Origin of the sequence: Myxococcus llanfairpwllgwyngyllgogerychwyrndrobwllllantysiliogogogochensis (assembly GCF_006636215.1) — a bacterium.
Lineage (GTDB): Bacteria > Myxococcota > Myxococcia > Myxococcales > Myxococcaceae > Myxococcus > Myxococcus llanfairpwllgwyngyllgogerychwyrndrobwllllantysiliogogogochensis.
In genome coordinates this window covers 1-22,706 of the sequence record NZ_VIFM01000190.1, presented here as the reverse complement: position 1 = coordinate 22,706, position 22,706 = coordinate 1, and the positions used below count along the sequence as shown (strand labels likewise).

Genomic DNA, 22,706 nt, shown 5'->3' with positions numbered 1-22,706 from the left:
GACTGGGAGCGCGCTACCTCGCCTCGGGTGACGCGCGGTGGCGCTTCCTGGGCGGGAAGCTGTACGCGGTGGGGCAGGGGGGCACGCTGCTCTTCCCGACGGCGGAAGGGACACTGCGGCCAGGCGCCTTCGCCTCCGTGGGGCTGGGGGTGGACAATGCGCGCTGAGCGGCCTTGGCGCGGCGGGCTTGGCCTCGCGCTGGTGGTGGCCCTCCTGGCCTCTGGGTGCGCCTCGTTGCCGGCGAGGCCGGGCCAGGCAGGCCGTGGGGCCGTCCTGGCCTTCAGTCCCCTCTCCGTGCCCTCTCGTGCGGCGAGGAGTGCGGCGACGGGTGTGTACCAGGGGGAGACGTCGGGCTCCGCGGATGGGACGCCAGAGCCGGGGCCGATGGGCTTTCGACGTGGAGTCATCGGCAGGGTCGTCCACGAGGAGGGAGCGCGCGGCGCGAACGGCGGGGGCGGGGCCTTCGCTTGTGGCGGCAAGGCCCTGCCTCCGGGCTGGCCCCGCCTGACCCAAAGCCGGGAGGTGCTGGCGCCCTTCCTGGCGTGTGCCTCGCCTGCGGAGTTCGTGGCCATGCAGCGAGGGGTGGGGGACATGGGCGCGGTGGTGCAGTCCCTCTATCCCTGGGACGCGGTCCGCCTGGGCGCACTGGGGCCCTTGGACGAACAAGCCTCGGCCGTCCTCAGTCGCAAGCGCGCCGACTTCATCGTCACGTCGGTGGAGAAGTACGGCGTGCCGTATGCGGAGGTGTTCGCCCTCTTCGTCCTCCACGCGGCCTTCGATGACGAGTTGCGCGAGGTGGTGCAGCGGCTCGCTCGTGACAAGCAACTGGGCGAGACGCTGGGCGCCATGGCTGCCGTCCGCGAGGAGCTGAAGCGGCGGGGCCTGGCGCTGGAAGGCTTCCCGGAGCGGGGGGAGAAGGGCCGCGACGTGCTGCGCGGGTTGGGGCGTGCGGGCCGGGACATGCTCTCCAGCACCTTGGTGAGCGGTGAGGCCCGGTACACGGAGCTCATGGCGATGCGTGGGCAGATGCCGTCGCCCTACCAAGCTGCCATCGACGAGGTGGAGAAGGCGTTGATGGAGAGGCACTACTCGCCGGGAAGCCTCTCGGCGGGAGCCTTCGACCACCTGACCTTCGGTGTGCCAGTGGGCTTCTACCACCTGGCGGTAGGCACGGGGCACGGGGCGTACTCGCTGGCGCAGGGCAAGTACGAGCAGGCCACGCGCGAACTGGCGCCGGCCGCGCTGGTGGTGGCGGTGTACGCCGGGGGCAAGGGCGCTCGGGCCCTGGTGGAGTCGCGCGGCGGGCTGCGGAGGCTCCAGATGCCGGCGCTCGACGTGGCCGGCATGAAGATGCTGATGGCGCGCCTGGAGGAGCAGCTCGGCATCACCGCCGCGCGCGATTTGCTGCGCTACCTCCAGGCGAGCCGCGAGGGCGCGCTGGTGGCAGCCGAGTGGGGCGAGGCGGGCCTGCTGGCGCTGTACGAGGCGCGCGGAAACCCCGCGAAGGCGCAGGCAGTGCTGATGGAGGCGGCGAGCCGCGAGCCCGCCCAGTCCGTAGCCACCAGGGGCTCTGCGGGGAAGCGGCCCGTCAACCTGGACCTCTTCGAGCAGAACGCCGAGGTGGCCGCTGCGGAGGCGCAGGCGGCCAGTCGCGAGTCCTCCGGGGCTGCGGCGACGAGAGGCGGCGCGAGTCGCGAGTCCGCGCAGCCCGCGGCTTCACGGGGCGCAAGCGGGAACCGGTACGTCAACCTGGACCTCTTCGCGCAGGACGCCAAGGTCGGCGCAAAGGAGTCCGCGAGGGCCAAGCTGTTCCAGGCGGAGCTGGAGTCCTCGGGACCCCGTCTCCCGAAGGACGTGAAGCTGCTGAAGGAGATGGCGCCCAAGCTGAACGAGCCGCCGCCGGGAGTCGAGAAGGGGGCTCCGCTCTGGCAGGAGTACGTCGCCTACCGCCAGAGGCGGCTGAAGGAGATTCGGGACGGTGACGCCGTCAAGGGCCCCCTGAAGTGGGAGGGCTACGGGGGGATGCGCGCCTACTATGCTCGGGGCATGGCTTTCGAGCGGACCATGATCGCCATCCTGGAGGCGGACGCTGCGTTGCCCCGCGCACAGCGGCGGTGGCTCGGCGACTTCGAACAGCCGCGCATCGAGACGCACGTGGGCGTGTCGAAGGTGGACCTCCGGTACGCCGACGTCCTCGTCATCGAGGAGCGCCCCCCACCGGGCCAGCCACCTCGGGTGGAGGCGTTCAGCTTCAAGAGCCGAAACCTCAGTCGCCTGGATGGGGAGGTGCTGGAGGTACAGGTGAATACGGATGCTAGCAACGCGATGAAGTACTACGGTGGAACGCTGAAAATTCTTCGGGATGGTATGCGACAGCAGGCGAATGTGAAGCGAGTTCGCCTTGTCTATGAGGGGCAGGAGCTTCTGCCCAAGGAACGCGTGATGTGGGACAACGCGGTGGATGCGGCGAAGAGCGCCGTTAAGGGCGTGGAGGTGCTGTCTCAATGAAAGTGCCGACGCTGCGCGACTTGAGCAAGGTGGATAGCCTGCACTTCTCCTTTACTGGAGCCTACGACCCGAGGAACGGGCTGGAGAGCGAAGTGGCACCGCTCCTTGATGCGCTTGAACAATGCGCTGGCGGGTGGATGCCGAGTTTCGTCAAAACTAGCCGCAAGCGGAAATACTCTAGGGAAGCTGTGTGGCGCGCGCTGGAGGAGCGGCGCGCGGACTATGGAACGATCATTGGGCTCTTCCGGTCGGAGAACCCCAGTGTGTCGTTGGTGCTCAATCTCGGACCGATGGACGAACAGGCCAGCTTGCGCATCAACATCAGCATTCAACCGCTCTCATTCTTTTCCGAGGTGGAGACTAACCGCAGCTTTGTAGCTGCGGCCCGTGCTTGGGCCTCCCGGTATCCTTCGGGTTATTCCTCAGCGCACAGCCTTGCCGACCGAGGGCTAACAGCGTCTCCCGCCTTCGGTCGCGACGATGAGACGTGGAAGCGGGATGGGTTCGACAAGATCTATGAGTTGTGCTGGCTGAACGTCTTTGGCCCCAAGCTCATAGAGAGCGTAGGTCGCGAGCGGATGCTTTCGACGCCTGCGCATCTCGTAGAGGAGCTTCCCAATGGCTCTATCCTCCTGGTGCTCTGGCCCACTGCCGCCGAGTTTGCGAGTGAGGAAGCGCGCGTGGCGCAGGCCCGAGCCCATGTCCACCTCCGGCCGGACCTCGACTTCGACACGGTGCTGCGCACGCTGAGGGAGCGCAGCGCCGCACTCGTACCCGTCGAGCCGCGCTTCCACCCCGACGTGGCGCCGCTCCTAACTCGGCTTCCGGACGAGTTCGCCATTTGCGAGCGGCAGCGGAAGATTGCCGAACTCAATGCCTTTCGGCCGCCCGTGCCGGAAGAGTGGCTCCCTGTCGCCCATCCCTCGGACGTTGCGAATCCGGAGCGCGTCCTCGAATCCTACGGAGACTTGTCCGAGGGTCTCGTGGCTGTGCTTCACACGGATGTGCCCTCCATCATGAAGGAGACGCCTGAGTCGCTGACGGACCTCGACTTCCACTTCTGGAAGACCCATTTCCCCGAGCGCTACACGCGCGACGTCCTCGACGGACACACGATACCGGCGCTGGGGGCCTACCTGGGGGACGTGCTGGTGCGGCGATTGGGAGGCACGTGGGTGCTGAGGCAGAAGATGGAAGAGTCCCAGGTGCGCGTTGGCAAGCGCGTCTGGCTGCCCTTCCTCCGGGCCCGCCGGTACATGCAGTCCCGCCAGTCGCTGCTGGAATACTCGCTCACTCAGTTCTTCCATGAGGCGGAGCGGTACCGGCCCTGACACGGAGTTGCCGCCCCTCGCTTGCCATGCCGCATCGGAGGGGGCGCAGGTCGTCGCGCAGGATGGGTGCGGCGGGAGCTCGTACAGGAAGTCAGCGAGTATGCCCCAGATGCCCCTCGGCTGCTGGGGTTCTATCAACGGGCCATGTCATGATGACGGCCGCACTGGCGCCTCGCTCACTCACCTTGGCGCACTACCTGATGCGGTAGTGACTCACCCAGGACGCAGCGACCGAATCTTGGAGAGGCATAGCCGTTTGGCAACGGCTTGCAGTCATCACCAGCGCTTCGCAACCTGCGGAAAGGACTGGGACTTTCTTGAGATGAACGGCGGTGCCGGTTGGACCTGTGTTGCTCGCCTGTTGAGCTTCACTGCTAGTCGGCTGTCTTGACTTGTTGATATCCGGAAGGTTCTTATCGCCTGTGGACAGAGCCTGACAGGCGTCTAGCCAGGGGGATGCATGCCGGACAAGGTTTGGAGTTTACTCAAGGTGCCTCTCAACCTGCGTGGCAATGCGCGGGTGGAGATTGACGCTCCCACTGGGGCGCCCAATGGTGCAAGCCTGACGCTGTACGCTCGCGGGCGGATAGGTATTGGCGACCGCAAGAACTTCTTGGACCCGCCGGTGCTGCTGGTGGGAGCTTGCCATGTACCCCTGCAGCCGGCAGGGGTCCTCGGCTCCCAGCAGGGGCGCTCGTACGTGCAGGTCAGCGCCCTCGTCGTCCAGCCGAGTAACGCCGGTGCCGACTTCATCTTAAAGGGACGGCTGGTCCTACCCGACGCGAATATTAGGGAGGAATTGTGGGACGAGTTCAAGCTCGACGCGGGCAGCCACTCTGGCATCATCGATCTCACTTGGTGGATTGACGAATGAGCGGGCGTCTCTGGTTTTGGGTTGGGGTGGTGTTTCTACTGCCGAAATGGGGCTGGGCCCAGACTCTGGATGGGGGCGTGGCTTCGGATGATGCTGGCTCTCCATGGCTGAGGCCTGCGCAGATTCCGGATGGTGGCACCGCGACGCTCGATTTTCCGGGGCAACTCCGTGGGGGCTCTGAGACAGCGGCGGGGCTGGATCCCACGGCCGCTGGGGAAATCATCCATCCCGCCAATCCTACCTCTCTTCAGGCCTCACTCCGGAGCCTGGGCGCACCATTTCAAGGGGGGAGCACCTCCGTGGCGCTCCAGTTCAACCCGTACCTCATCGCCAAGGGATACTCGCAGGTCTATCAGCAATATGTGAACGCGCGAGTGAGGATGGCAGACCGCATCCTGCAGGACACAGCGGTCACGCTGGTGGCGGTGCCCGGGACTCCGTTCGAGGGTGTAGAGTACGAGTCCGGCCGATTCGGCACTATCGGCGCAGGGGTCTCGGCGGAGTTGCTCGGGGAGCGCAGCATCTACGGCCCGGTGTATAGTCAGTGTCTGAATGCCGCCACCACTAGTCCGTCTGTGAGCGGTGCCATGTCGGTCCGGCCCGAACCGCTAGAGCCGAAAAAGGCGGATGAAAGTGAGGAGTCATGGCGGGCCCGGAGCGAGCTGACCCTTCAGCGGAATGAAGAGGCCAACAGGCAGATTCTCAGGACCGTTGAAAATGAAATGGAGCGCTGCGCGAAGAAGGCTCGAGAGACAACCAACGCGCTGTTTCTCTCGCTGGGGGGGCGCTGGGTGACTCCGGGCCTTAACATGCAACAGGGGGACGGCATCGCCATACAGCGAGGTTTCGCTGCCTTGAGCTATGCCTTGCTGTCGACTTCCGACATCGAACTGGCGCTTCAGGGGCGAGCCCTTTACGACCGGCCCGCGCCTGGTTCGCGGATGGAGAAGTGGCTGGATGGGGGGGTGTCGCTCGGTCTTGCGGGGAGGATGGGAACTCTGCGGCTGGAGTGCGTGCGCTCCTTGGAGCGGTTGGGAAACACGGACCGGAATCGCGCGAGCTACGCGTTGACTGCCCGCATTCGCCTCACGGACGAGTGGGCGGTAGGTGTCAATGCGCTTGGCGAGGGTTCGACGCTCCGGAGGGCCATCGACATGACAAAGCTGGGCCTGGCCATTACCTATGCGGATACCCCCGTCTTTCGAAAAGACTACTCACGCCCCCCGTGGCCTTGACCTGCCTGGATCCTTCGGGCCGCTGATTACGAGAGAGGTGCCGGCCGGGATGGGTTGGTGTTGCCGCGCACGTATGCTGAGGGTCGCTTGAGCCGACTGGATGATGGACGCCGGAATCCCGAGTCGGTTCAAGGCCCTACGGCCGCCTGGCGGCGGTGCCCTCCGGGCAGCCTTGAGCCGCCTCGTGCTCCGGCTCAAGCTGCAACCGTCGATTCCCCAAGGGGAATCGCCTCAAGATGCGGCCATCATCGGCGGTGACACCCGGCCGCGCGCGCCCGTGATGGACTCCAGTGGTTTCGCGCGCTTGCTGGAGGTGCCCATCAACGAGCCGGTCCATGGAACGCCGTGGAGCCATCAAAGAGCTTGCGCGGTAACATACTGCCTGCCTCCGTGGTGTCCGGAGACGGCATCCTCTCAAGCTTCAGGTGGTCCGAAAACCGCAGGGCAGGTCACCACGCCCAGCAGTCTGCTGCCACCCAGCCCCAAACCTGGGTAAAGGGCCTCCCACCGCTGCGGTGTCTGAGCGAGGTTCCGCCCGGTTGACTCGTCATCTCCGTGGGACAGCCCTCCGCGCCGTGCGAGGCTGTCTGAAGGCGCAGGGGCCGCCGTCCGAAGTTCAACTTTTCCCCAGGCGAGCGTTCCGCGTTACGGTGACGTGAGGGCGGCGGAGCGAATCTTGTCTGCGGTCAGCTCAATGGCCTCAGGCGCCCGGTTGCCCGATTCGCTCGCCTCGCCCAGGTCGACGACGACGCAGTGGAGCACCCAGGTTCCCATCGTTACTGGAGACTGCATTACGAGTCTCTTTCCACCCCGGCGAAAGACCACCAGGAATGCCTCATCAAGACGATAGGCTGTACTGCTCAGTCGCTCGACCATGTGTGCAGTCTGGCTTACTCCCTTGAGTATGTAGTTTGCTGGGTTTCCCTCTATGTACTGTTTCGCTTCCACGTAGAGGCGGTCCGCGCTGAGTACGTCTGCTCTCGCATTGCCGATGGGGACCTCAGTCAGCGGGTTGAGTCCGTTGTCATAGAGATATCTGGCTAACTCCTCTGTCAACCTCTGCTCGGGCTTCGTTCGTGGATGATGCTGTGATGAGGACTGTGGTTCCTCTGTTTCCCCCGACCGTAGCTTCGCAAGACCAAGCAGCCTCTCTCGATCGTGCATCTCACATCTAGTCTTGAAGCGCTCGAAAACGACCAAGCGAGAGCGGACCGTCCCAACGCGAAGGCGAAGTCCATGGTGCAGGGATTCGAGTGCTTGGCGAAGCATCTCCTCGAAACGTTCTGCCCTCCGCCTTCCTTCATCCGAGGAGTCTTCGCCAGAGAGGGCGGGTTCCAGTATGGCAGTGCCGAGAGAACGTCGGCCGGTCATGCTCAGCGTCCTCTCCTCTAAATTGGTTAGTTGTGTGACCTGATTCGATCCGATGGCGCGCAGTGTGTATTCGAGGAATGCAAGGTCGGCTCCAGGCGCAGCAACGACCGAATCCCGGTAGTCTCGCCATCGCTCGACCTGATCATTGCCCTGCTGATTGATCTCGGCCGCGAGCTGCTCCATCTCATCGCCGAGTTCGCCCTGTCGAGCATGTCGTGACTCATTGAGCTTCTGCGTCAGAATCCAAAGGAGTTGTGCCGCTTGTGTCCGGTCGCCGATGTTGGGGCGTCCCGCAAGCACGTTTAGAGGCGACGACGGATTCAGCTTGGCATCGAAGGCAGCGAAGGTACGAAACCAAGGGTCACTGTTCGACGCGAAATCCACAGGGCGAGGCTGTGATGCGTCGTCCACCTCTGGCACGAGTTCCACAAAGCGTTTCCGAATTTGCTTGAGAACCTCAACTACGGTCTGGGTTCTGCGGTCAAAATCCTCGTGAAGGCGCTCTAATGCACGTCGCTCCTCCTCCAATAGAGTCCGGATACGAGGCTCTGCACCAAGCATATCCATCGTTCGTCGTAAGCGCGGGAGCAGATGTGGAATCCGCTGAGTCTTCAGAAAACTGAAGTGCCGATCAATGAGGTCGACAATCTCGTGCACAGCCTCTCCTTTGCATTTTGCGGCGACACCCGAGCGCCTCACCGAGACTTCGTTCGAATTTGGTGGCTGTCTTGCAGGCCCTAAGGAGTCGGGAGCGAGGCTATCAGTCGCTCGGTGCAGTTGCATCATCCGGCTGACAGTGGCCATTCCAATACCCAGAAGGTGGGCAATCTCCTTGTAGGTCGGTCCCCTCTCGTGAGAGGTCGAGGCGCTGGCATGCTGCAGCTTACAGCATTTAACGAAGGTCGGGGCAGGGCCAGCCAAGTGCAAGTGGCATTCTCTGCTTGAGGGGCACGGGCCATGAGCTCGATTCCGATGCCTTTTGGCTGCGTGTGGCGCCGTTGATGCCCCCGTCCCGACCCAAGAAGAAGCTGGTCCGAGAACCGCAGGGTATGTCACTCCAGCACGCGCCGGTGGCTGCGCTCCACGTCCACGCCCATGCGCAGCACCGGGGCCACTTGCCGCGCGGGCGTGCCCAGGCGGCGGTGCAGCCGCACCAGTTCCTGCAGTTGGTCCATCTCCACTCTCCGGTTATTCAGGCCTCTTCCCTTTCCACGGGGAAGGGAAGAGGCCTGTCGGCGGGACGCCTGAGTGGACCGATTCGGCCGAACTCCGGAGGACCTGTTACGCCGACCTACGACATGCCCGCTTTGCGTTTCCCCTTCGAAAGCCTGCAAAGCATGTGAGGGGCAAAACCGGAGAGCGGAGAGAGCGGCCCTCCTGGAAACCCTAGAGTGGAGAAATTGGACTCTCAGGGAATTGTGTTAACCGCTGCCCCAACGGTTAACAGCGCCTGTTAACCGCTCTCGGTTCCTCTCTCCCCAGATTGGGCGGAAGAGAGCCCCAGAAAGCCCAATCCGCGGCCGAATGCATGGGCAATCGCGTTCTGAGCCGCAGAGCGTAGAGCGTGTTCTCTGAATCGTCGTAGGGTGAAAACCCTTGTAATTCAGGGGCTTAAGCACGAGTGCCTAGCGCAATCCATCGCGAGACTCGTGTTAACCGAAAGGGCACTGCCGGTTTGCAGGCCCTTTCAATCAGCTCCCCGAATGAAGCCCTGCGCGAACTCGCTCTTGGCACTCTCTCCAGAGACTGCGACGGAAAATACGAGAAGCATCCTGGGGTTACGCGAAACCGGGAAAATTCGGGCTCCGATTGAGTGTCCGCGAACTTCTCTGGGGCTGCTTCCTCGAGTCTCGCGGATTGGGCATGGCGTCCAGCACCCCTCAGTAGGGGAGGGTGTGGGTGAGCAACGCACGGGTGAGAGGGCGGGCTTTGTAGTAGCTCATGCTACACTGTGGACTGTCGCCACCACCTCCTGGGTGTTCGCTCCTCCAGTGAGACCCTTGGCTGAAGCGATGCTGACCCCGCAATCCGGTGGGGTCTTGCTCGAGGCCGTGCGCTGGGGGCCTTGCGAGGGACACCCTGCCTGCAGCGGCTGTATCTCGGGCCGTTGCAACTCTGGCTGGGCCGGACATGGCGAGCATCACCCCTGAGGGCCAAGCGGGCTCCTTATCCAACGTCACGGGTCGAGGCTGCTCCTCCCTGCTCCGCGGCAAGGACGAACTGGCGCGGCATGGGTCGCCGTCGCTCGACCGGGGGCAGGCGCCCAACTCGGCCTGGCCCTCGCCCGTTGCTTCCCCAGCGCCTCGGGAGTTTGAACGTGAGTTGGACGGCCGAGTCCAACCTGTGCGCACCAGCATGCCGCGTACTTGAGCCTCGCCCCCAAGTTGGGGTGAGCGGAGACGTCCCGCTGGGGCGACGGCGGGCCGTACCCCAGACGGCGATTGGAGGCGGGAGGCGATTCCGCCCTGGCTATGCCGGCACGAGGGTCAAGGACCTCGTGTCCAACCTGTCCCCGTCGCAATTCGCATCTTGACATAGGAGGGGGGGACGTGTGGCACGGTGAGGGAGGGTTGGATAAGTATAGGGGATGGTTCCATCCGCATTGCGCATCACCGGCCAGGACCTGGATGCGTGGTCAGACAAGCCTAAGGCAGAGTCGCAGCTCCCGGTCCTCGTTCGCCGCCTGCTCAGTGCACAGCTTCCTCTCGGCGGCCGGATCCATTTCCGCGGCGACACGGGGGTCCGATTCGCGGGCTACGATGGCATCACGGACATTGGTGAGACTGTGCTTGATGCCCCTATGGGGCTTGCGGTCTGGGAGTTGTCCGTAAATGCGAGGCCTGGGGACAAGGCAACCGAGGACTATTCGAAGCGAACGGAGTCGCCACTGGAGGTGAATCCGGCTGCCACCGCATATGTGGCGCTCACGTCTAGGCACTGGTCAGCTAAGAATGCATGGGCCAAGAAAAAGCAGGCAGAAGGGGGCTGGAGAGAGGTCAGGGCTCTCGACGCCGATGACCTTGCTCGCTGGCTTGAATGTAGCCCATCCGTTGCTGCTTGGTTTTCATGCGAGGCACTGGACCGTCCTATTGGCCAGATAGCCGACCCGCAAGCGTTGTTGGCTGTATGGAGCGGATGGACGAAGCCATCACTTCCACCAGCCACACTGCTGGTCGGACGTGACGAAGCCGTCTCTCAGATTCGCGCATGGGCACGAGCGGCCCCATCCATTTTGCCTGTGCGTGGGGAGAGTCACGAGGAAGCGCTGCACTTCGCCGCTGCAGCCTTGATGGAGGGGGGCGCAGACGAAAGCCTCAAGAGTCGTGTGGTGGTTGCACGTAACCCAGAGGCCCTTGAGTGGCTTCTGACCATGCCCACCTCACAGCCCCTCATTCTCCTCGCGGCCTTCCCCGATGCTGAGAGCCGAACTAGCTCGACGGGCGCGCACCATCTGCTCATCGCATTCGGACGAGGTGAGCGGCTGGTGGGACGGGAGTACGTCGAACTCCTTCCAATTGAGCGCACAACGCTTGTCGCCCTGATGGAACGGGTACTGGAGCCGGGTAGGGCGCACCGCGTAGCCTGGGCCTCCGGCGGCAGTGTGGGTGCTCTCCAGCGGGCTCTCGGACGTCCCGCTCGTCCTGACTGGGCCTCAAGCCTTGTTTCCCCTGAGATGCGGGCGATGCTGCTCGTTGGCGCATGGAATCCTGAGGCACCTGGGGATCGTGCCCTCGTTGAGCGCATTTCGGGACGAACCGCCAATGAGGTGGATGCCTACTGCGCGTCCCTCGAGGTCGCCGGAGCCCTGCGGCGCAAGACTGGGGCGTGGACGTGGCGCTCCGCTCATGACGCCTGGTCACTTCTTGGAAGGCACCTCACCGCTGGGCATCTTCGAGGCCTAGCGGACGTATCCTGTGAAGCGTTCGAAGAGAACGACCCTGAGGCTGGGGCTAGTCTGGCAGAACGGCTTTTGCTTGCAGTGAAAGGGGAGGGGCGGCGCCACTCTCCCATGCTGCGCGCGGGACTTGCGGGCTCCTTGGCTTTCGTCGCAACGTCTTCACTCCACGACATGTTGGTCCGGCCTGTTGAACGGCGTACCTTGGTGGCCTCGGTGGTACGCCGGGTTCTTTCGGCACCTTGGCGACGCTGGGCAGCGGTGGCCCTCGAGTTGCCGGTATTGGCTGAGGCTGCACCGGACGCATTCCTTGATGCCGTGGAAGGAAGCATAGTCAGCGGGGACCAGGGTGTGGCGGCGCTTTTCGCGGTAGAGCAGGGCGGCCTTGGCTCAAGCCCGCATGTTCAGCTCTTGTGGGCCCTTGAGACGCTCGGCTGGGAGTCGACACGATTACGTCGTGTTGCTCATGCTCTAGCTAGGCTTGCTGCTGTTGACCCAGGGGGGCCTCTATCGAACCGTCCGCTGCCAAGCCTTCGGGCACTTCTGTTCCCGCTTTGGCCGCAGACGTTCGCTCCAACTCGTGAACGTCTTGACGTCCTCGTGAGCCTCTGGGCTGTCGCACCTGCGGTGGCGTGGAAGGTGGGGCTTGACCTGATTCCGACTCCACTTAACGGATGGCTCACTCCTGCGTACCGGCCAGCGTTCCTGCCGGAGCCACCATCGCCACGCCCACCCAAGAGGGTGGTGCTTGACGTGGAAGTGATGGCCGGAGTCCGAGACTTTATCCTCACCCACGCAGAGGAACTGCCGGACCGATGGGCCGACATCCTCAAGGTGGTGGGCAGGTGGCCTGCAGAGGTTGGCGCACCTGTTCTGGAAGCAATGCTAAAGCGTGCCTCGGCCATCCGTAGTCGCGACGAGGCAGGGCTCGCGTGGAGGGCTGCACGCGAGCTTCTTGTGCACGTTTTGTTGGGAGTCAAGTACGGGAAGCGACAGTTGACTGAGGAGTTGGCTCGGGCGAGGCAGGTTTACCAGTCATTGGAACCGGAGGATCCGATACGGCGCGTCGCATGGCTCTTCGCTTATGATCCCAAATCACCGGACGTGGCTCAACTTGAATGGCACGAAGAGGCCTCCCAATACTCGCAGCTTCGCCGCATGGCTCTTCAGCCACTTCTTGGAGGTCGCGACGTTGTGGGAGGGCTATCTCGCCTTCTTCATGAGGTGCCCGCTCCGGTCTTGCTCGGATTTGCACTTGGCGAAATTGGCGATGACGCTATCGAAGCGGGCCTGCTCGGCCTAGAATTAGCTGCAGGAGAGGCACGCCGAGACTTGGTTGGCGGCTTCATCGCTGCGAAGAACAATGTCGCCGGTGCCTCTTGGCTGACGCAGGTGTTGAAAACCCTGGTGTGCAGTGGTCGTGAAGATGAGGCAGCTTGGGCTGCCTCGCATCTCATTCCAGGCCATGTACTTTGGGACGTGCTGGATACGGTGGGGGATGGATTGGTCGAAATGTACTGGTGCCGGCTTCCGCACCTCTATTCTGACCTCACAGAAGACGAGCGTCTTCGTGCGATTCGACACCTCGTTGCGGCTCAGCGCCCTGCCTTAGCCCTCGAGGTGCTGAGCAAGTGGAACCGAAAGAGCGACGCCCTCCCTCCTTCACCGTTGGTCCTTGATGTGCTGGAGAGGTCCATGCGCAGTTCGGACATTCTCGAGGTCATCGGTGATGGAGGGAGCGTCGGCTACCGTATCAGTTGTGCGCTCGCTCTCTTGGCGCAGCCGGAAAACGAGGACCTTGTTCGCGTCATTCGAGTTGAGGCCTTTTTCCTGCCGCTTCTCGACCATTTTGGAGGAGCACCGCGCCTCTTTCGTGCGCTTGGCGAAACACCGGCTCTCTTCGCCGAAGCTGTTTCCATGGCCTATCATTATGCCGACGTTGAGGTGGAGGACAACGAGCAGCAAAGGTCTTTGAGTCGTCTTCGGAGACAAGCTGGGGATCTAATTCTTCGCAAGTGGCAAGGGATTCCGGGGGAGACGGCGACTTCGCCGGGGGACCGGGACGAATTAGTTGAGCGCTGGTGTCGTGATGTGGCTGCGGAACTTCGGGTGAAAGAGCTGCAAGACATGGCTTGGTCAGAACTCGCATGCGTTCTGGCCCGGGGGCAAAGTGCAGACGGCATCTGGCCTTGTGGCCCGGCCCGCAGATTTCTCGAAGAAGGGGTGCACCCAAGTTTTGGACGCTACCTGTTCAGGGCGAAGCGCGAGCTGCGTGGAGCTGTAAGGCGGAGCCCCCTGGATGGTGGGACGCAGGAGCGTGACCTCGCTAATGGGTTCCGCAAGGACGCGGACGCACTTCGCGAGAAAGGGTTCTCACATGCGGCTGCAGTGGCTCAAGCTCTCGCAGAACGCTATGAGTTCGAGGCCGAGCATGAAGACAGCGAGACGGCCGAGTTTCTCGACCCCTGAGCGCACTTTTTTGCGAGTGCGCCATGGGCGCGCTCTACGTCGGCGTGAAATCACGCGGCGTGGTGCTCCCTGACCCCAAATGTCAGGGAGGCTGTGGCCTCGGCAGACAGGCCGAGCTGACGACGTTTTCAGCGCGCCTCGCTCCCGTGCCTCGAAGCACTAGCTGCGTGTTCTTGGTACGCTCATAAAGCAGTGAGCGAGTTCAGGGGGTGGTATGACGAAGCTATCGGGTACTGATGGGCATCTTGAACTACTGAGAAGCGTTGAGGGGGAACTTAGGAGGCTTGGGGATGACTATTCCGTTCCACTGGCCGCCCGGCAACCTGAAGGCCTTTCTCGGCTAGTGGGGACCGGGTGGTTCTTTCGATGCGAAATTGAGTGGTTCTTAGTTACGGCTGCCCACGTTGTGGGTGAGTTCTTTTCTGTAGGAGACAAGAAGAAGACCAAGCCACCAGAATCCATTCTGTTGGTGCCTGGCATCAACGATGCAATGGTGCCTTTGGGTGGGAAATGGAGTATCTCGGACGAGTACGATGTGGCGATTCTCAGGCTAGAGTCGCCGAATATTGTCAATGCCCGCTGGAAGCCAGTCACCATGGCTGACCTTGCGCCAGATGAGTCAGAAAGCGAATATCCCTGGTACCACGTGGCCGGCTGGCCGGCTGAGTATAGTGTGCGGGCGGAACGTGAATTGGCAGGTGACAAGTTTCGCTTCACAGCCCAGGCCGAGCCGATGCCGGTCGGTGACGAGTTCGACAGAAAGACGAGGATTCGCTTTCCGCTATACAGGAATGAATTCGGCACATTTGATGGGCAGAAGGCCGTTCACCCACAACTGTTTGGAATTAGCGGGGCTCCTGTTTGGCGAGTTTTTGACGACGGCAACCGCTATCGCCCGCTCCTTGCTGGAGTGCAGGTGTCGTACTTGGACCGTCATACCGTTTGGTACATTAATGTAATTCGGTGGGGCGGCGTGCGCAGTTTGATCGAGCGCTCGGTGCCAGGACTCTTTAAGTCCGCAGAACGGCTTGTCTTGCGATAGCGATTCGAAGTCTCACGGATACGTGTGCTTGGCTTCTGCGGCGCGCCTCGCTCGCTTGCCTTGACGCACTGTCGATGGTGGCGTTGACGCACTCATGACGCAGCGACCGAACTTGGGGTAGGGAGTGCCCGCGTTCATCGCTGACGCATACCTCCCTTGGGTGATTGCCCCGCCCGCGCGCCCGACGCCTACTGCTGTCAGAGGAGGCCCTCCATGCGGATGCGGCTGACGCAGGATGTGGAGCAGGAGGCAGACGGCCGGCGGGAGCTGACGGTGGAGGTCTTCGTTCACGAGCGGCGGGGCGGCGTCGCTGAGCTCCAGCCCGCGGGCGCTGAGTGGCGCGTGCGATGGCTGCGTGGGACGGCGGACCTCAATCGCCAGGGCAGCGGCACGGCCACGGTGCGGGTGACCACGCCGGGGCTGTACCGCGTGCGAAGTGTCGCGAGTGCGCGGCGTGCTCGGGACGCCTATGTCGAGGTGACGGAAGAGGATGGCGCCCTCCACACCAGTGTCCTCGGGGTGGACGAGCCGGTGCCGCGCACGACGGGGCCCACGCTCCATGTCCTGGAAGAGTGATTCGGCATCACCTCGGCCCGGGCCGCACGCGCGGCCCAGCGGCGTGATGCGGCTCACGCGCTCGCGGACCAGCTCGAGGCGGGCTGCGTGCACGTCGTCCTTCCGCACGTGGTCCTCACCGTGGACAGGCTGGAGGTGCCGCCCCTCAAGGCCGTCAGCGACAAGCAGCTCGCCTATGCGCGGGCTGTCCGCGCGAGTGCCGTCCATGACCTCCTCAGCGTGATGCTGGCGCGCGGTGCGAAGCTGCCACACTCCAACGTTGAGGAGCAGATGCCGATGCTCGCCGGCTGGGTGCAGCGTCACCTTCGTGCGGAGACGGAGAGCTGCTACTGGCTGGACGGCCAGGCGCGCGCGGCCCCGGACATCGGCGTGATGGACGAGGCCTTCCGCGCGGCACGGGCCGCGAAGGCGGAGATGCCCGCGGACCCGCTTCTCCACATCGACCTGGCGTGGCCATGAGCCTGACGCTGATTTCGGACCTCCTTGCCAAGCTGGCTCCCCGCTTGGCCGAAGTGCCGCTCCTCTCCGCCAGTGCCCCGCAGGCGGTCGCGGAGGAACTGGCGGCCAGAGTGGGGCCCTGCGCGCCTCTCTCACTCGCCTTGACGCGCGGTTTGCCGCAGCCTTGACGCGCCAACGCCGAGGCGACCGGGTTTGGGGCTGGTGCAGGGACGTGGCGGGCCGCGTGTCCGAGGCATCCACGCTCACGCATCAAGTCGCGCATGACGGTGGCTCCACCTCGAATGCTCCTGCTCGATGAGCTGGACGGCGCGCGCGACTCCGTCCTCTGCTCGGATGCGTTCACCGACCGCCGCGGCCTGAGCCCGTACCGGCGGAGACAGTGCCGTGCGGATGGCATCCACGAGCTGTTCGGCTGTGAGCGACTTCTGCGGTATTGGCTGTGGCCCTACGCCCGCGCGGAGAATCATGTGCCCCCAGAAGGGCTGGTCGCCAAGAAAGGGGCAGATGACAGTGGGCTTGCCCGCGCGCAAGCCCGCCATCGTGGAGCCGGCCCCGCCGTGATGCACCACCGCGCTCATTCGAGGGAACAGCCAGTCATGCGGCGCGGACTCCAGCATGAATACATTGGGTGGGAGCTCGTGTGCTTTCATGCCTCCCCAGCCCGTGGCCAGCACCGCGCGTTCGCCGGTCAACGCCACGGCCTTCAGGACGGTGGCGGCACGAGAATCGGCATGCGCCGCGCCCATGCTGCCGAAGCCCACGTAGACGGGCGGCGGCCCCGCTTCGAGGAACGCCTGCAGCGCTGCGGGAGGAGTCCATCGGTCGGCCTCATCGAGGAACCAGCAGCCCGTCACTTGCGCCTGGGGAGGCCAGTCGGTGGGACGTGGCAGCAGATGCTCGCTGAACGCGTACAGTGCCGGCACCGCGGAGCCATCGGCCTTCTTCATCGGGTCCGCGAAGCGTGAGAGCGGCGCGAGGCCCAGTGTCTTTACCCGGAAGTCGTTGGTTGCGCCGGCCCAAACCGCGTTGGCCAAGGAAACGACTCGGTAGCTGAGCGCGTTGAGCCAACCGCCGAGTCGGAAACTCGGGACTATCGGCACCGGGAACTCGCGCGTTGGAGTCAGCGGCAGCGGCATCGCCAGCAACTCGGCGGCCCCGAGCTTCTCCGCGATGTGGTGACTGCCGAGCGCCTTGGAGTGGTACACGAGCACGTCCGGCTCGAGTTCCCGCGCCGCTCGCCACTCGTCATCCAGGCCTGCACGGATGATGGCACCGAACCCCTTGAACAGCCGCCGCTGCTCGGCACGCGTGGTGGCGCTTAGAACCGCCTCCGTCAGCTCCAGCACTGCATTGTCCATATGCGCGTATGGAATGTCGTGGCGCTCCACCATGCCTCGGAAGCCGGTAGGTGTGCAGAGCGCCACGACATGGCCATGCGCCTTCAGGGCCTTGGCGAGCGCGACGAAGGGTTGGACATCACCTCGGGTACCGTAGGTAGAAATGAGCACGCGCATGGAACCCCCCACTCAGGAGCTTGTCCGCAGCAACAACCGCGGCCAGGTGGCGGCCCGACCACCGAGAAACCTGTGCGTGCCAGGAGCGCGACGCACACCCTTCGAGATGTGTGGCCAGTGTCTCATGCCGTGGTGCTCCACGCTACGGGAACCCTGCCGCCCGAGCAGAGGCCGCGCGTGGGCTGGTGCTGGGCGGGGGGCCGCTCGGCTGTAGCGTGGCCGTTGCTCCCGGAGGTGGCACGGCGTGGTGTGAGCGACAGGTGGGTCGTTGAAACGCTGGGGCATCTCCGCCCCCAAGACACAGAGACCGGTTTCAGGGCTGGCAAGGCACGTGGCCCTGCCCGCCCGCTCTCCTACACGCTGGCGAGCCCCATCTGCGGGTCATCCGAGCGACTCTCGACCTATCGCCGCCCCGAACTGGGCGGGCAGATGAGGATACTGCGGCGCTGACTTCCGCCTGCGAGCCTTTTCGAGCCCCCGACTTTTGCCCAGCCTCGTCACATCGCGGTCGAACTCTCCGCCTCATCCGCGCTCTGCGCGGCGCCAGCCGGAGTGGATGGCGAGAGCAGCACGCGGCCGAGAATCAGCCCCAGGACGGCGGAGCAAGCGCTTGCCGCTAGGATACCAAGCTTGGCTGCCGAGAGCAGGCTCGCGTCTTTGAAGGCGAGTTGCGCGATGAACAGCGCCATCGTGAATCCAACGCCGGCGACGATTCCGAGCACGATGAGATGACGCGGTGTCATGCCCGCTGGAAGCGTCCCAATACGCAGCCGCAGCGTCGCCCAAATCGCGAGGAGTACGCCCAGCGGCTTGCCGACGACGAGGCCGATCGCAACAGCGATAGCCACGCTCCACGAGGACGCGTCGAGAGAACCGCCCGAAACATGAACCCCTGCGTTGGCGAGCGCAAACACCGGCATGATGCCGAACGCGACCCAGGGATGAAGGGTTTCGATAAGGCTCTCCGAGGGGGCCATGGCTTCACGGCGCGCGGTGTCGACATGGCGAAGCGTCTCAGCCAGTTCGTGCGACGTCAGTGTGCCAGGAGGGACCTGAGTGAGGTGCTCAAGCTCCCTGCGAACGCCTACGAGGAAGCCATCGGACCCGAGCCACGCACGCACGGGTGTCATGAGCCCGATGAGGACACCGGCAATCGTTGGGTGAATTCCTGCGGCATAGATGCCAGCCCATGCCAGGAGCGCTGGAGCGACGTACGCCAGCTTCGTTCTCACGCCGAGACGCTGCATCGCGAACACGCCACCAAAGCCGAGGGCGGCTACGAGTAGTCCCGAGAGCGCAACTCCTGAGGAATAGAAGATTGCGATGACGACAATGGCCCCAAGGTCGTCGATGACGGCGAGGGCAAGGAGGAGCACTCGAAGCGCGGCAGGAATACGCTTGCCGAGCAGCGTTAGGATGCCGAGTGCGAAGGCGATGTCGGTCGCCATCGGAACGCCCCAGCCGGAACGGGTTTCGGGCGCTCCAGCAATGACGAGGTAGAGGGCTGCCGGTGCGAGCATTCCTCCAAGCGCTGCAGCAGCAGGCAGCGCGGCGCGGCGCCACTCGGAAAGTTCGCCGTGATGGACTTCGCGGCGGATCTCCATCCCCACCACGAAGAAGAAGATGACCATCAAACCGTCATTGACGAACCACTCGAGCGGACGCTCGAAGGCGAACGTGCCAATGCGAAGTCCGATGGGTGTATGCCAGAGGTGGACATAGCTTTCCGCCCACGGAGAGTTCGCCCATACAAGCGCAATGGCCGCTGAAACAAGGAGCAGGATTCCACTCGCTGCCTCGATACGAAGGAATCGTTCGAGTGGGCGGCCCGCGAGCCGCGCAATGCGGAGCAGTGGCTCCCAGGCTTCGGGTGGCGAGGGCGGAAGGATGCTGGACTTCGGTGGGTAAGTGGTCGACATGCTCTATCCGTCTCGGCTCTATGCCGATTCGGATGGCGGCCCGACCACCCACTGTCCTGCAGCGATGCTCGCTGCACCCTTGCTTCGAGACTCGCGGACACAATCGCACAGGTCGCATCTGAGGTCGATGAAATGTGTCCAGCGCAGCCGTGGTACGAGTCCACCTTCGCGCTGCGTACACGCTCGTTGCGTGCTGTTTCCTCCTCGAAGGAGGAATCGCGCGGCAATCGCCCGGCAGCTTCTCTGCCATGCGCTTGGGTGCCTCCGCAATGAACTGGGCGGACGTACCTCTGGTGCAGGGCATCTGGCTTGGCCTCGCCCTCTTCTTATGGAGGACAAGTGCTACGTCCACCACTATGGAAAAGGGTTGCCACGAGCCCTCGCTCGCCAGGGTGGATGGCGATGGCACGTGCGCAGGCGCGGGCAGGAGAAGGGGCCCCCCTGTGTAAAGGAGAGAAGTCGCCTCGGCGGACGCACCAAGCTGATGATGCCCGCGCGCGCCTCGCACACTTCCGGGACGCACGTGGGATGTAGCGGCCACGCCTTGCGGGGCATATGTGCCCAGCCAGTGGACTCACGGGCCGTGGTAGTCCTCGATGAAGTCTGGGTGGTACCACGCCGCGACAGGCATGAACTTGAACCCCTCTGCCTCCCATCCTCGAAGCTGGTCCACCAGGGACGAGTGGAGGAGGATGGTGTAGAGGAGTTCGCCCAGTCGGAAGATGAGCCGTCTCTCCAGGGGAATGGCTGCGAGCGCGTGCTCATCGAGCACGAGCTTGCCAATCGCCAACATCTCCCGGGGTGAGTAGAAGAGGCCCTTCGTGCGCTTCTTGTCGACGCAATAAATCGAGCGACAGACATGGAGCCACCAGAACCTCTGGACTTCCCCGCTCTCGAAGGAGACGTCCGCCGGGAGAAACTGAAGGTGGCTGATGGCAAGAGGCTCAAGGAGGGACTTGGCCTGGGCGGAGAGCAGGGGCGTACAGGAGCCCTCATAGGCAGGGAAGGGTTCTTTCGGGAGCACTCCCGTACGGATGCGCAGTTTGATGGGGTTCGCCACGAAGACAGGGCGCTGTCGCCAGTTTACTCCTACGAGTTGCTTCTCGGGGGGCGGACCTTCGCGCGTCATCCATTGGTTGAGCGAATCGCCCATGAGCATGAAGTAGTCGTTCTGCATGTCGGCGTGTGGCTCGTGTGGCTCGTCGAATCCATCGAGCTTGCCGCCGTGACTTGCGTCAAGCAATTCAGCGGTACGGAGCTTGATGTGGTGGGTTCGGTGACTTGATCTGTTGGGTTAAGTTTGGCTCCCAAGGGGAGCTTTCTCGCCGAAGTAAGTTGCTGCCTTCGGGCGGGCGTAGCTGTGCTGCGGCCCCCCATGTCCGACTTCCGCGAGGCCGTTGAATCGATTTCGGAAGCCCAGTGCTTCGAGCATTCAGGCTTCTCCGCTGACGGTGCATGTACTCGTTGCGGCACCTTCGTCTGTGCCTTCTGCGCGTTGTCCTGGGCGGGCCGATGCTTCAAGTGCGTTCATGCCGCTCCTGAACTCGCGACGCGCAGGGCCCGGCTCGCGGCAAGCCTTGTTGATGGTGCCGCGCTCCTCTTGCCGTCCCTGTTGCTGGGTGTGCTCCGGTGCCTGGCCATTCCGGACGAGGAGGCGATGAACGCGCCAGTGGTCTACGCCCCGGCGCTCCTCGTGTTGCTTATACAGGCGAGCCTGATTCGGGGCACGGGGGCGAGCCTCGGCAAGAGGCTCCTGGGGCTCCGCGTCGTCCGACGAGATGGTCGTCCGGCAGAGGTGTGGCGAATCGCCCTGCTGAGGAACGTGCTCCCGCTGGCGCTCTGCGGCTACTGCGGGTGGTTCGGCTTGGCGGACGTGCTCTTCATCGCTGGCGAGGACCGGCGGTGTCTCCACGACTGGGTGGCCGGCACCCGCGTCGTGAAGGCGCCTCGAGCGCAGCGCTCATTCACTGCGCGGCTCGTGACTGGCTGAAGCGTTGCGTTCGGAGTCCCTTCACACCGAAGGGAGAATGAGAGGCGATGACATGGAGGGAAAGGTGAAGTCGGGGTACCCCCGCTGGCTGGCTGGGCTCGTGTACGCGGTGGTGGCGCTGTCGCTGGGGTGTGCCCGGCAGACATGGAAGCGGGACGACGTCATGACGTGGGAGGGCTGCTGCCAGGGGCCTGATGCGTGCCTTGCGCTGCTGCAGGAAGTCCACGGTCCAGACACCGGAGAGCGATGGCTTCCGCCGGAGCAGGAGTGCGCCGCCTGGAAGCTGGGGCGCGAAGGGGAGGACGTCGTCCCCCGGTTGGTTCCGCTGCTCCGCCACGCGGACCGTCGCGTCCGCGGCGGTGCGGCACGGGCGCTGGCGGCGATGGAAGAGAAGGCCAGGCGGGCAGTACCTGCGCTCCTCGCTGCGTATGAACGGGAGCCCGATGGGATGGCCTTGCACGCGCTCTCCTCGCTCGACGAGGCGCGAGCAGCGCCAGCCATTGTGCGAAACCTCCTGAAGTCGCCCACATCGACGTTGGAGCACCTCGGGCCGACCTTGGCTCCGGTGCTGATGGAGGTGCTGGAGAATCCAGAGTCGAGCCGGGAGGAACTGGTGCGGGTGCGCTACGTGCTCGCCCGGCGCGCCGTCACGCACACGGAGACTTTCGTTCCTCGCCTGCGGGCGCTCCTCGCGCGGGAGCTGGCGGAGCCCACGCTCCGGCGCCCGCCAGGGACATTCTGTCCGGCAGTCTCAGCGCCTGGCTGTGAGACTGTTTTCGACGGATGCACCCCGCGAGCGGCCTACGTGGCGTCGGTGTTGGCCGCCTACGAGCGCGAGGGGCGGGAGGCGGCCCCCGAGGTGATCCAGGCGCTCCAGCGGGCGGACGTGCGCCTCACGCCCGTGGCGCTGCAGTCGCTGGTGGCCTTCGACAACCCCGCTGCGGTGCCCGAGGTCCTCCGGCAGCTCGCCGCGCCTGAGTGCCGTGCGCGAGCCCTCACGAGCCTCGCGTCCCTGGGGCCGGTGGCACGTCCAGCCGCGATGGAGCCGCTGCTGCGCGTCCTGGCCACGGGGAGAGAGGGGTGGGAGCGCGCACGGGCGGCGGAGGCCCTTGGACGGCTGGGCGACCCAGTTGCCCTCGAGGCACTGCGCCAGGCGGTGTACGAGCCGCACAGCGAAGTCCAGGCTGCGGCGGTCCGGGCGTTGGGCAGCTACGCCTTCAGGGCCCATGCAGAAGAGATGGAGCCGCTGTTCCAACAGGTGCTGACGACGCATGCTTCCCCCGTGGCGCGGAGCCACGCGAGGTGGGCCCTGCAGGCTCTCTCTGGGGAGGAGGTGCGGCCTGCGGCGCCTTCCGAGCCCGCCAGTGTCCTTCCAGGGCGCGGCTCGGAGTGGGGAATGTGCCAGGGCCCCACGTCCACCCAGTTGCACTGGGACAAGCCGAGGGCGCCCTCGCGAGAGGGGCCCTGTGCGGATGTACCTGACGCGGACTCAGCGTCCGTCCTCGAGGCCATGGGAGAGGCTT

15 protein-coding genes are annotated in these 22,706 nt (G+C 64.3%); 10 read left to right on the top strand and 5 right to left on the bottom strand.

Features of this window, described 5'->3' with window-relative positions; translation table 11 throughout:
- The first annotated feature begins 156 nt into the window (after nucleotides 1-156).
- From FJV41_RS34380 to FJV41_RS34365, 4 genes are all read left to right on the top strand, one after another.
- On the top strand, nucleotides 157-2,508 hold the full coding sequence (locus FJV41_RS34380; protein ID WP_181791129.1) for a hypothetical protein: 2,352 nt from the start codon (nucleotides 157-159) through the stop codon (nucleotides 2,506-2,508).
- A complete protein-coding gene (locus FJV41_RS34375; protein WP_141646835.1) occupies nucleotides 2,505-3,839 on the top strand; it encodes a hypothetical protein in 1,335 nt (444 codons plus the stop codon). The genes FJV41_RS34380 and FJV41_RS34375 overlap by 4 nt, the downstream gene beginning before the upstream one ends.
- 460 nt (nucleotides 3,840-4,299) lie before the next feature.
- Nucleotides 4,300-4,713 carry a hypothetical protein gene (locus tag FJV41_RS34370; protein WP_141646834.1) on the top strand — a complete coding sequence of 138 codons (414 nt, stop codon included), beginning with the start codon at nucleotides 4,300-4,302 and terminating at the stop codon, nucleotides 4,711-4,713.
- A 299-nt stretch (nucleotides 4,714-5,012) separates the two neighbouring features.
- Nucleotides 5,013-5,948: a hypothetical protein gene (locus tag FJV41_RS34365; protein WP_141646833.1), complete on the top strand. Its 936-nt coding sequence runs from the start codon at nucleotides 5,013-5,015 to the stop codon at nucleotides 5,946-5,948.
- A 645-nt stretch (nucleotides 5,949-6,593) separates the two neighbouring features.
- Here the strand turns inward: FJV41_RS34365 and FJV41_RS34360 are convergent.
- Entirely contained in the window at nucleotides 6,594-7,976 is a 1,383-nt protein-coding gene (locus FJV41_RS34360; protein ID WP_141646832.1) for a hypothetical protein, read from the bottom strand.
- 395 nt (nucleotides 7,977-8,371) lie between these two features.
- A complete protein-coding gene (locus FJV41_RS54710) occupies nucleotides 8,372-8,494 on the bottom strand; it encodes a hypothetical protein (protein WP_281291532.1) in 123 nt (40 codons plus the stop codon).
- Nucleotides 8,495-11,967: 3,473 nt separating this feature from the next.
- On the opposite strand from FJV41_RS54710, the gene FJV41_RS34355 reads away from it, so the two are divergent.
- From FJV41_RS34355 to FJV41_RS34340, 4 genes are all read left to right on the top strand, one after another.
- Nucleotides 11,968-13,683, top strand: a complete 1,716-nt coding sequence (locus FJV41_RS34355) for a hypothetical protein (RefSeq protein WP_141646831.1) — start codon at nucleotides 11,968-11,970, stop codon at nucleotides 13,681-13,683.
- Nucleotides 13,684-13,897: 214 nt separating this feature from the next.
- Nucleotides 13,898-14,725 (top strand): trypsin-like serine peptidase, encoded by an 828-nt coding sequence (locus tag FJV41_RS34350; protein ID WP_141646830.1) that lies wholly within the window; start codon nucleotides 13,898-13,900, stop codon nucleotides 14,723-14,725.
- Nucleotides 14,726-14,938: 213 nt separating this feature from the next.
- Nucleotides 14,939-15,301: a hypothetical protein gene (locus FJV41_RS34345; protein WP_141646829.1), complete on the top strand. Its 363-nt coding sequence runs from the start codon at nucleotides 14,939-14,941 to the stop codon at nucleotides 15,299-15,301.
- Between the two features lie 87 nt (nucleotides 15,302-15,388).
- Nucleotides 15,389-15,760, top strand: coding sequence for a hypothetical protein (locus tag FJV41_RS34340; RefSeq protein WP_141646828.1), 372 nt, complete (start codon nucleotides 15,389-15,391; stop codon nucleotides 15,758-15,760).
- Nucleotides 15,761-16,002: 242 nt separating this feature from the next.
- Here the strand turns inward: FJV41_RS34340 and FJV41_RS34335 are convergent, their stop codons facing one another.
- From FJV41_RS34335 to FJV41_RS34325, 3 genes are all read right to left on the bottom strand, one after another.
- A complete protein-coding gene (locus FJV41_RS34335) occupies nucleotides 16,003-17,274 on the bottom strand; it encodes a glycosyltransferase (RefSeq protein ID WP_141646827.1) in 1,272 nt (423 codons plus the stop codon).
- 497 nt (nucleotides 17,275-17,771) lie between these two features.
- Nucleotides 17,772-19,193, bottom strand: coding sequence for a Na+/H+ antiporter NhaA (nhaA, locus tag FJV41_RS34330; RefSeq protein ID WP_141646826.1), 1,422 nt, complete (start codon nucleotides 19,191-19,193; stop codon nucleotides 17,772-17,774).
- A gap of 574 nt (nucleotides 19,194-19,767) precedes the next feature.
- Nucleotides 19,768-20,370 carry an imm11 family protein gene (locus tag FJV41_RS34325; protein ID WP_141646825.1) on the bottom strand — a complete coding sequence of 201 codons (603 nt, stop codon included), beginning with the start codon at nucleotides 20,368-20,370 and terminating at the stop codon, nucleotides 19,768-19,770.
- A 423-nt stretch (nucleotides 20,371-20,793) separates the two neighbouring features.
- Here FJV41_RS34325 and FJV41_RS56930 point away from each other — a divergent pair, with 423 nt between their 5' ends.
- Nucleotides 20,794-21,183, top strand: a complete 390-nt coding sequence (locus FJV41_RS56930) for an RDD family protein (RefSeq protein WP_246137599.1) — start codon at nucleotides 20,794-20,796, stop codon at nucleotides 21,181-21,183.
- Nucleotides 21,184-21,235: 52 nt separating this feature from the next.
- Nucleotides 21,236-22,706 (top strand): HEAT repeat domain-containing protein (locus FJV41_RS34315; RefSeq protein WP_141646823.1); only part of this gene is annotated, 1,471 nt, incomplete at its 3' end.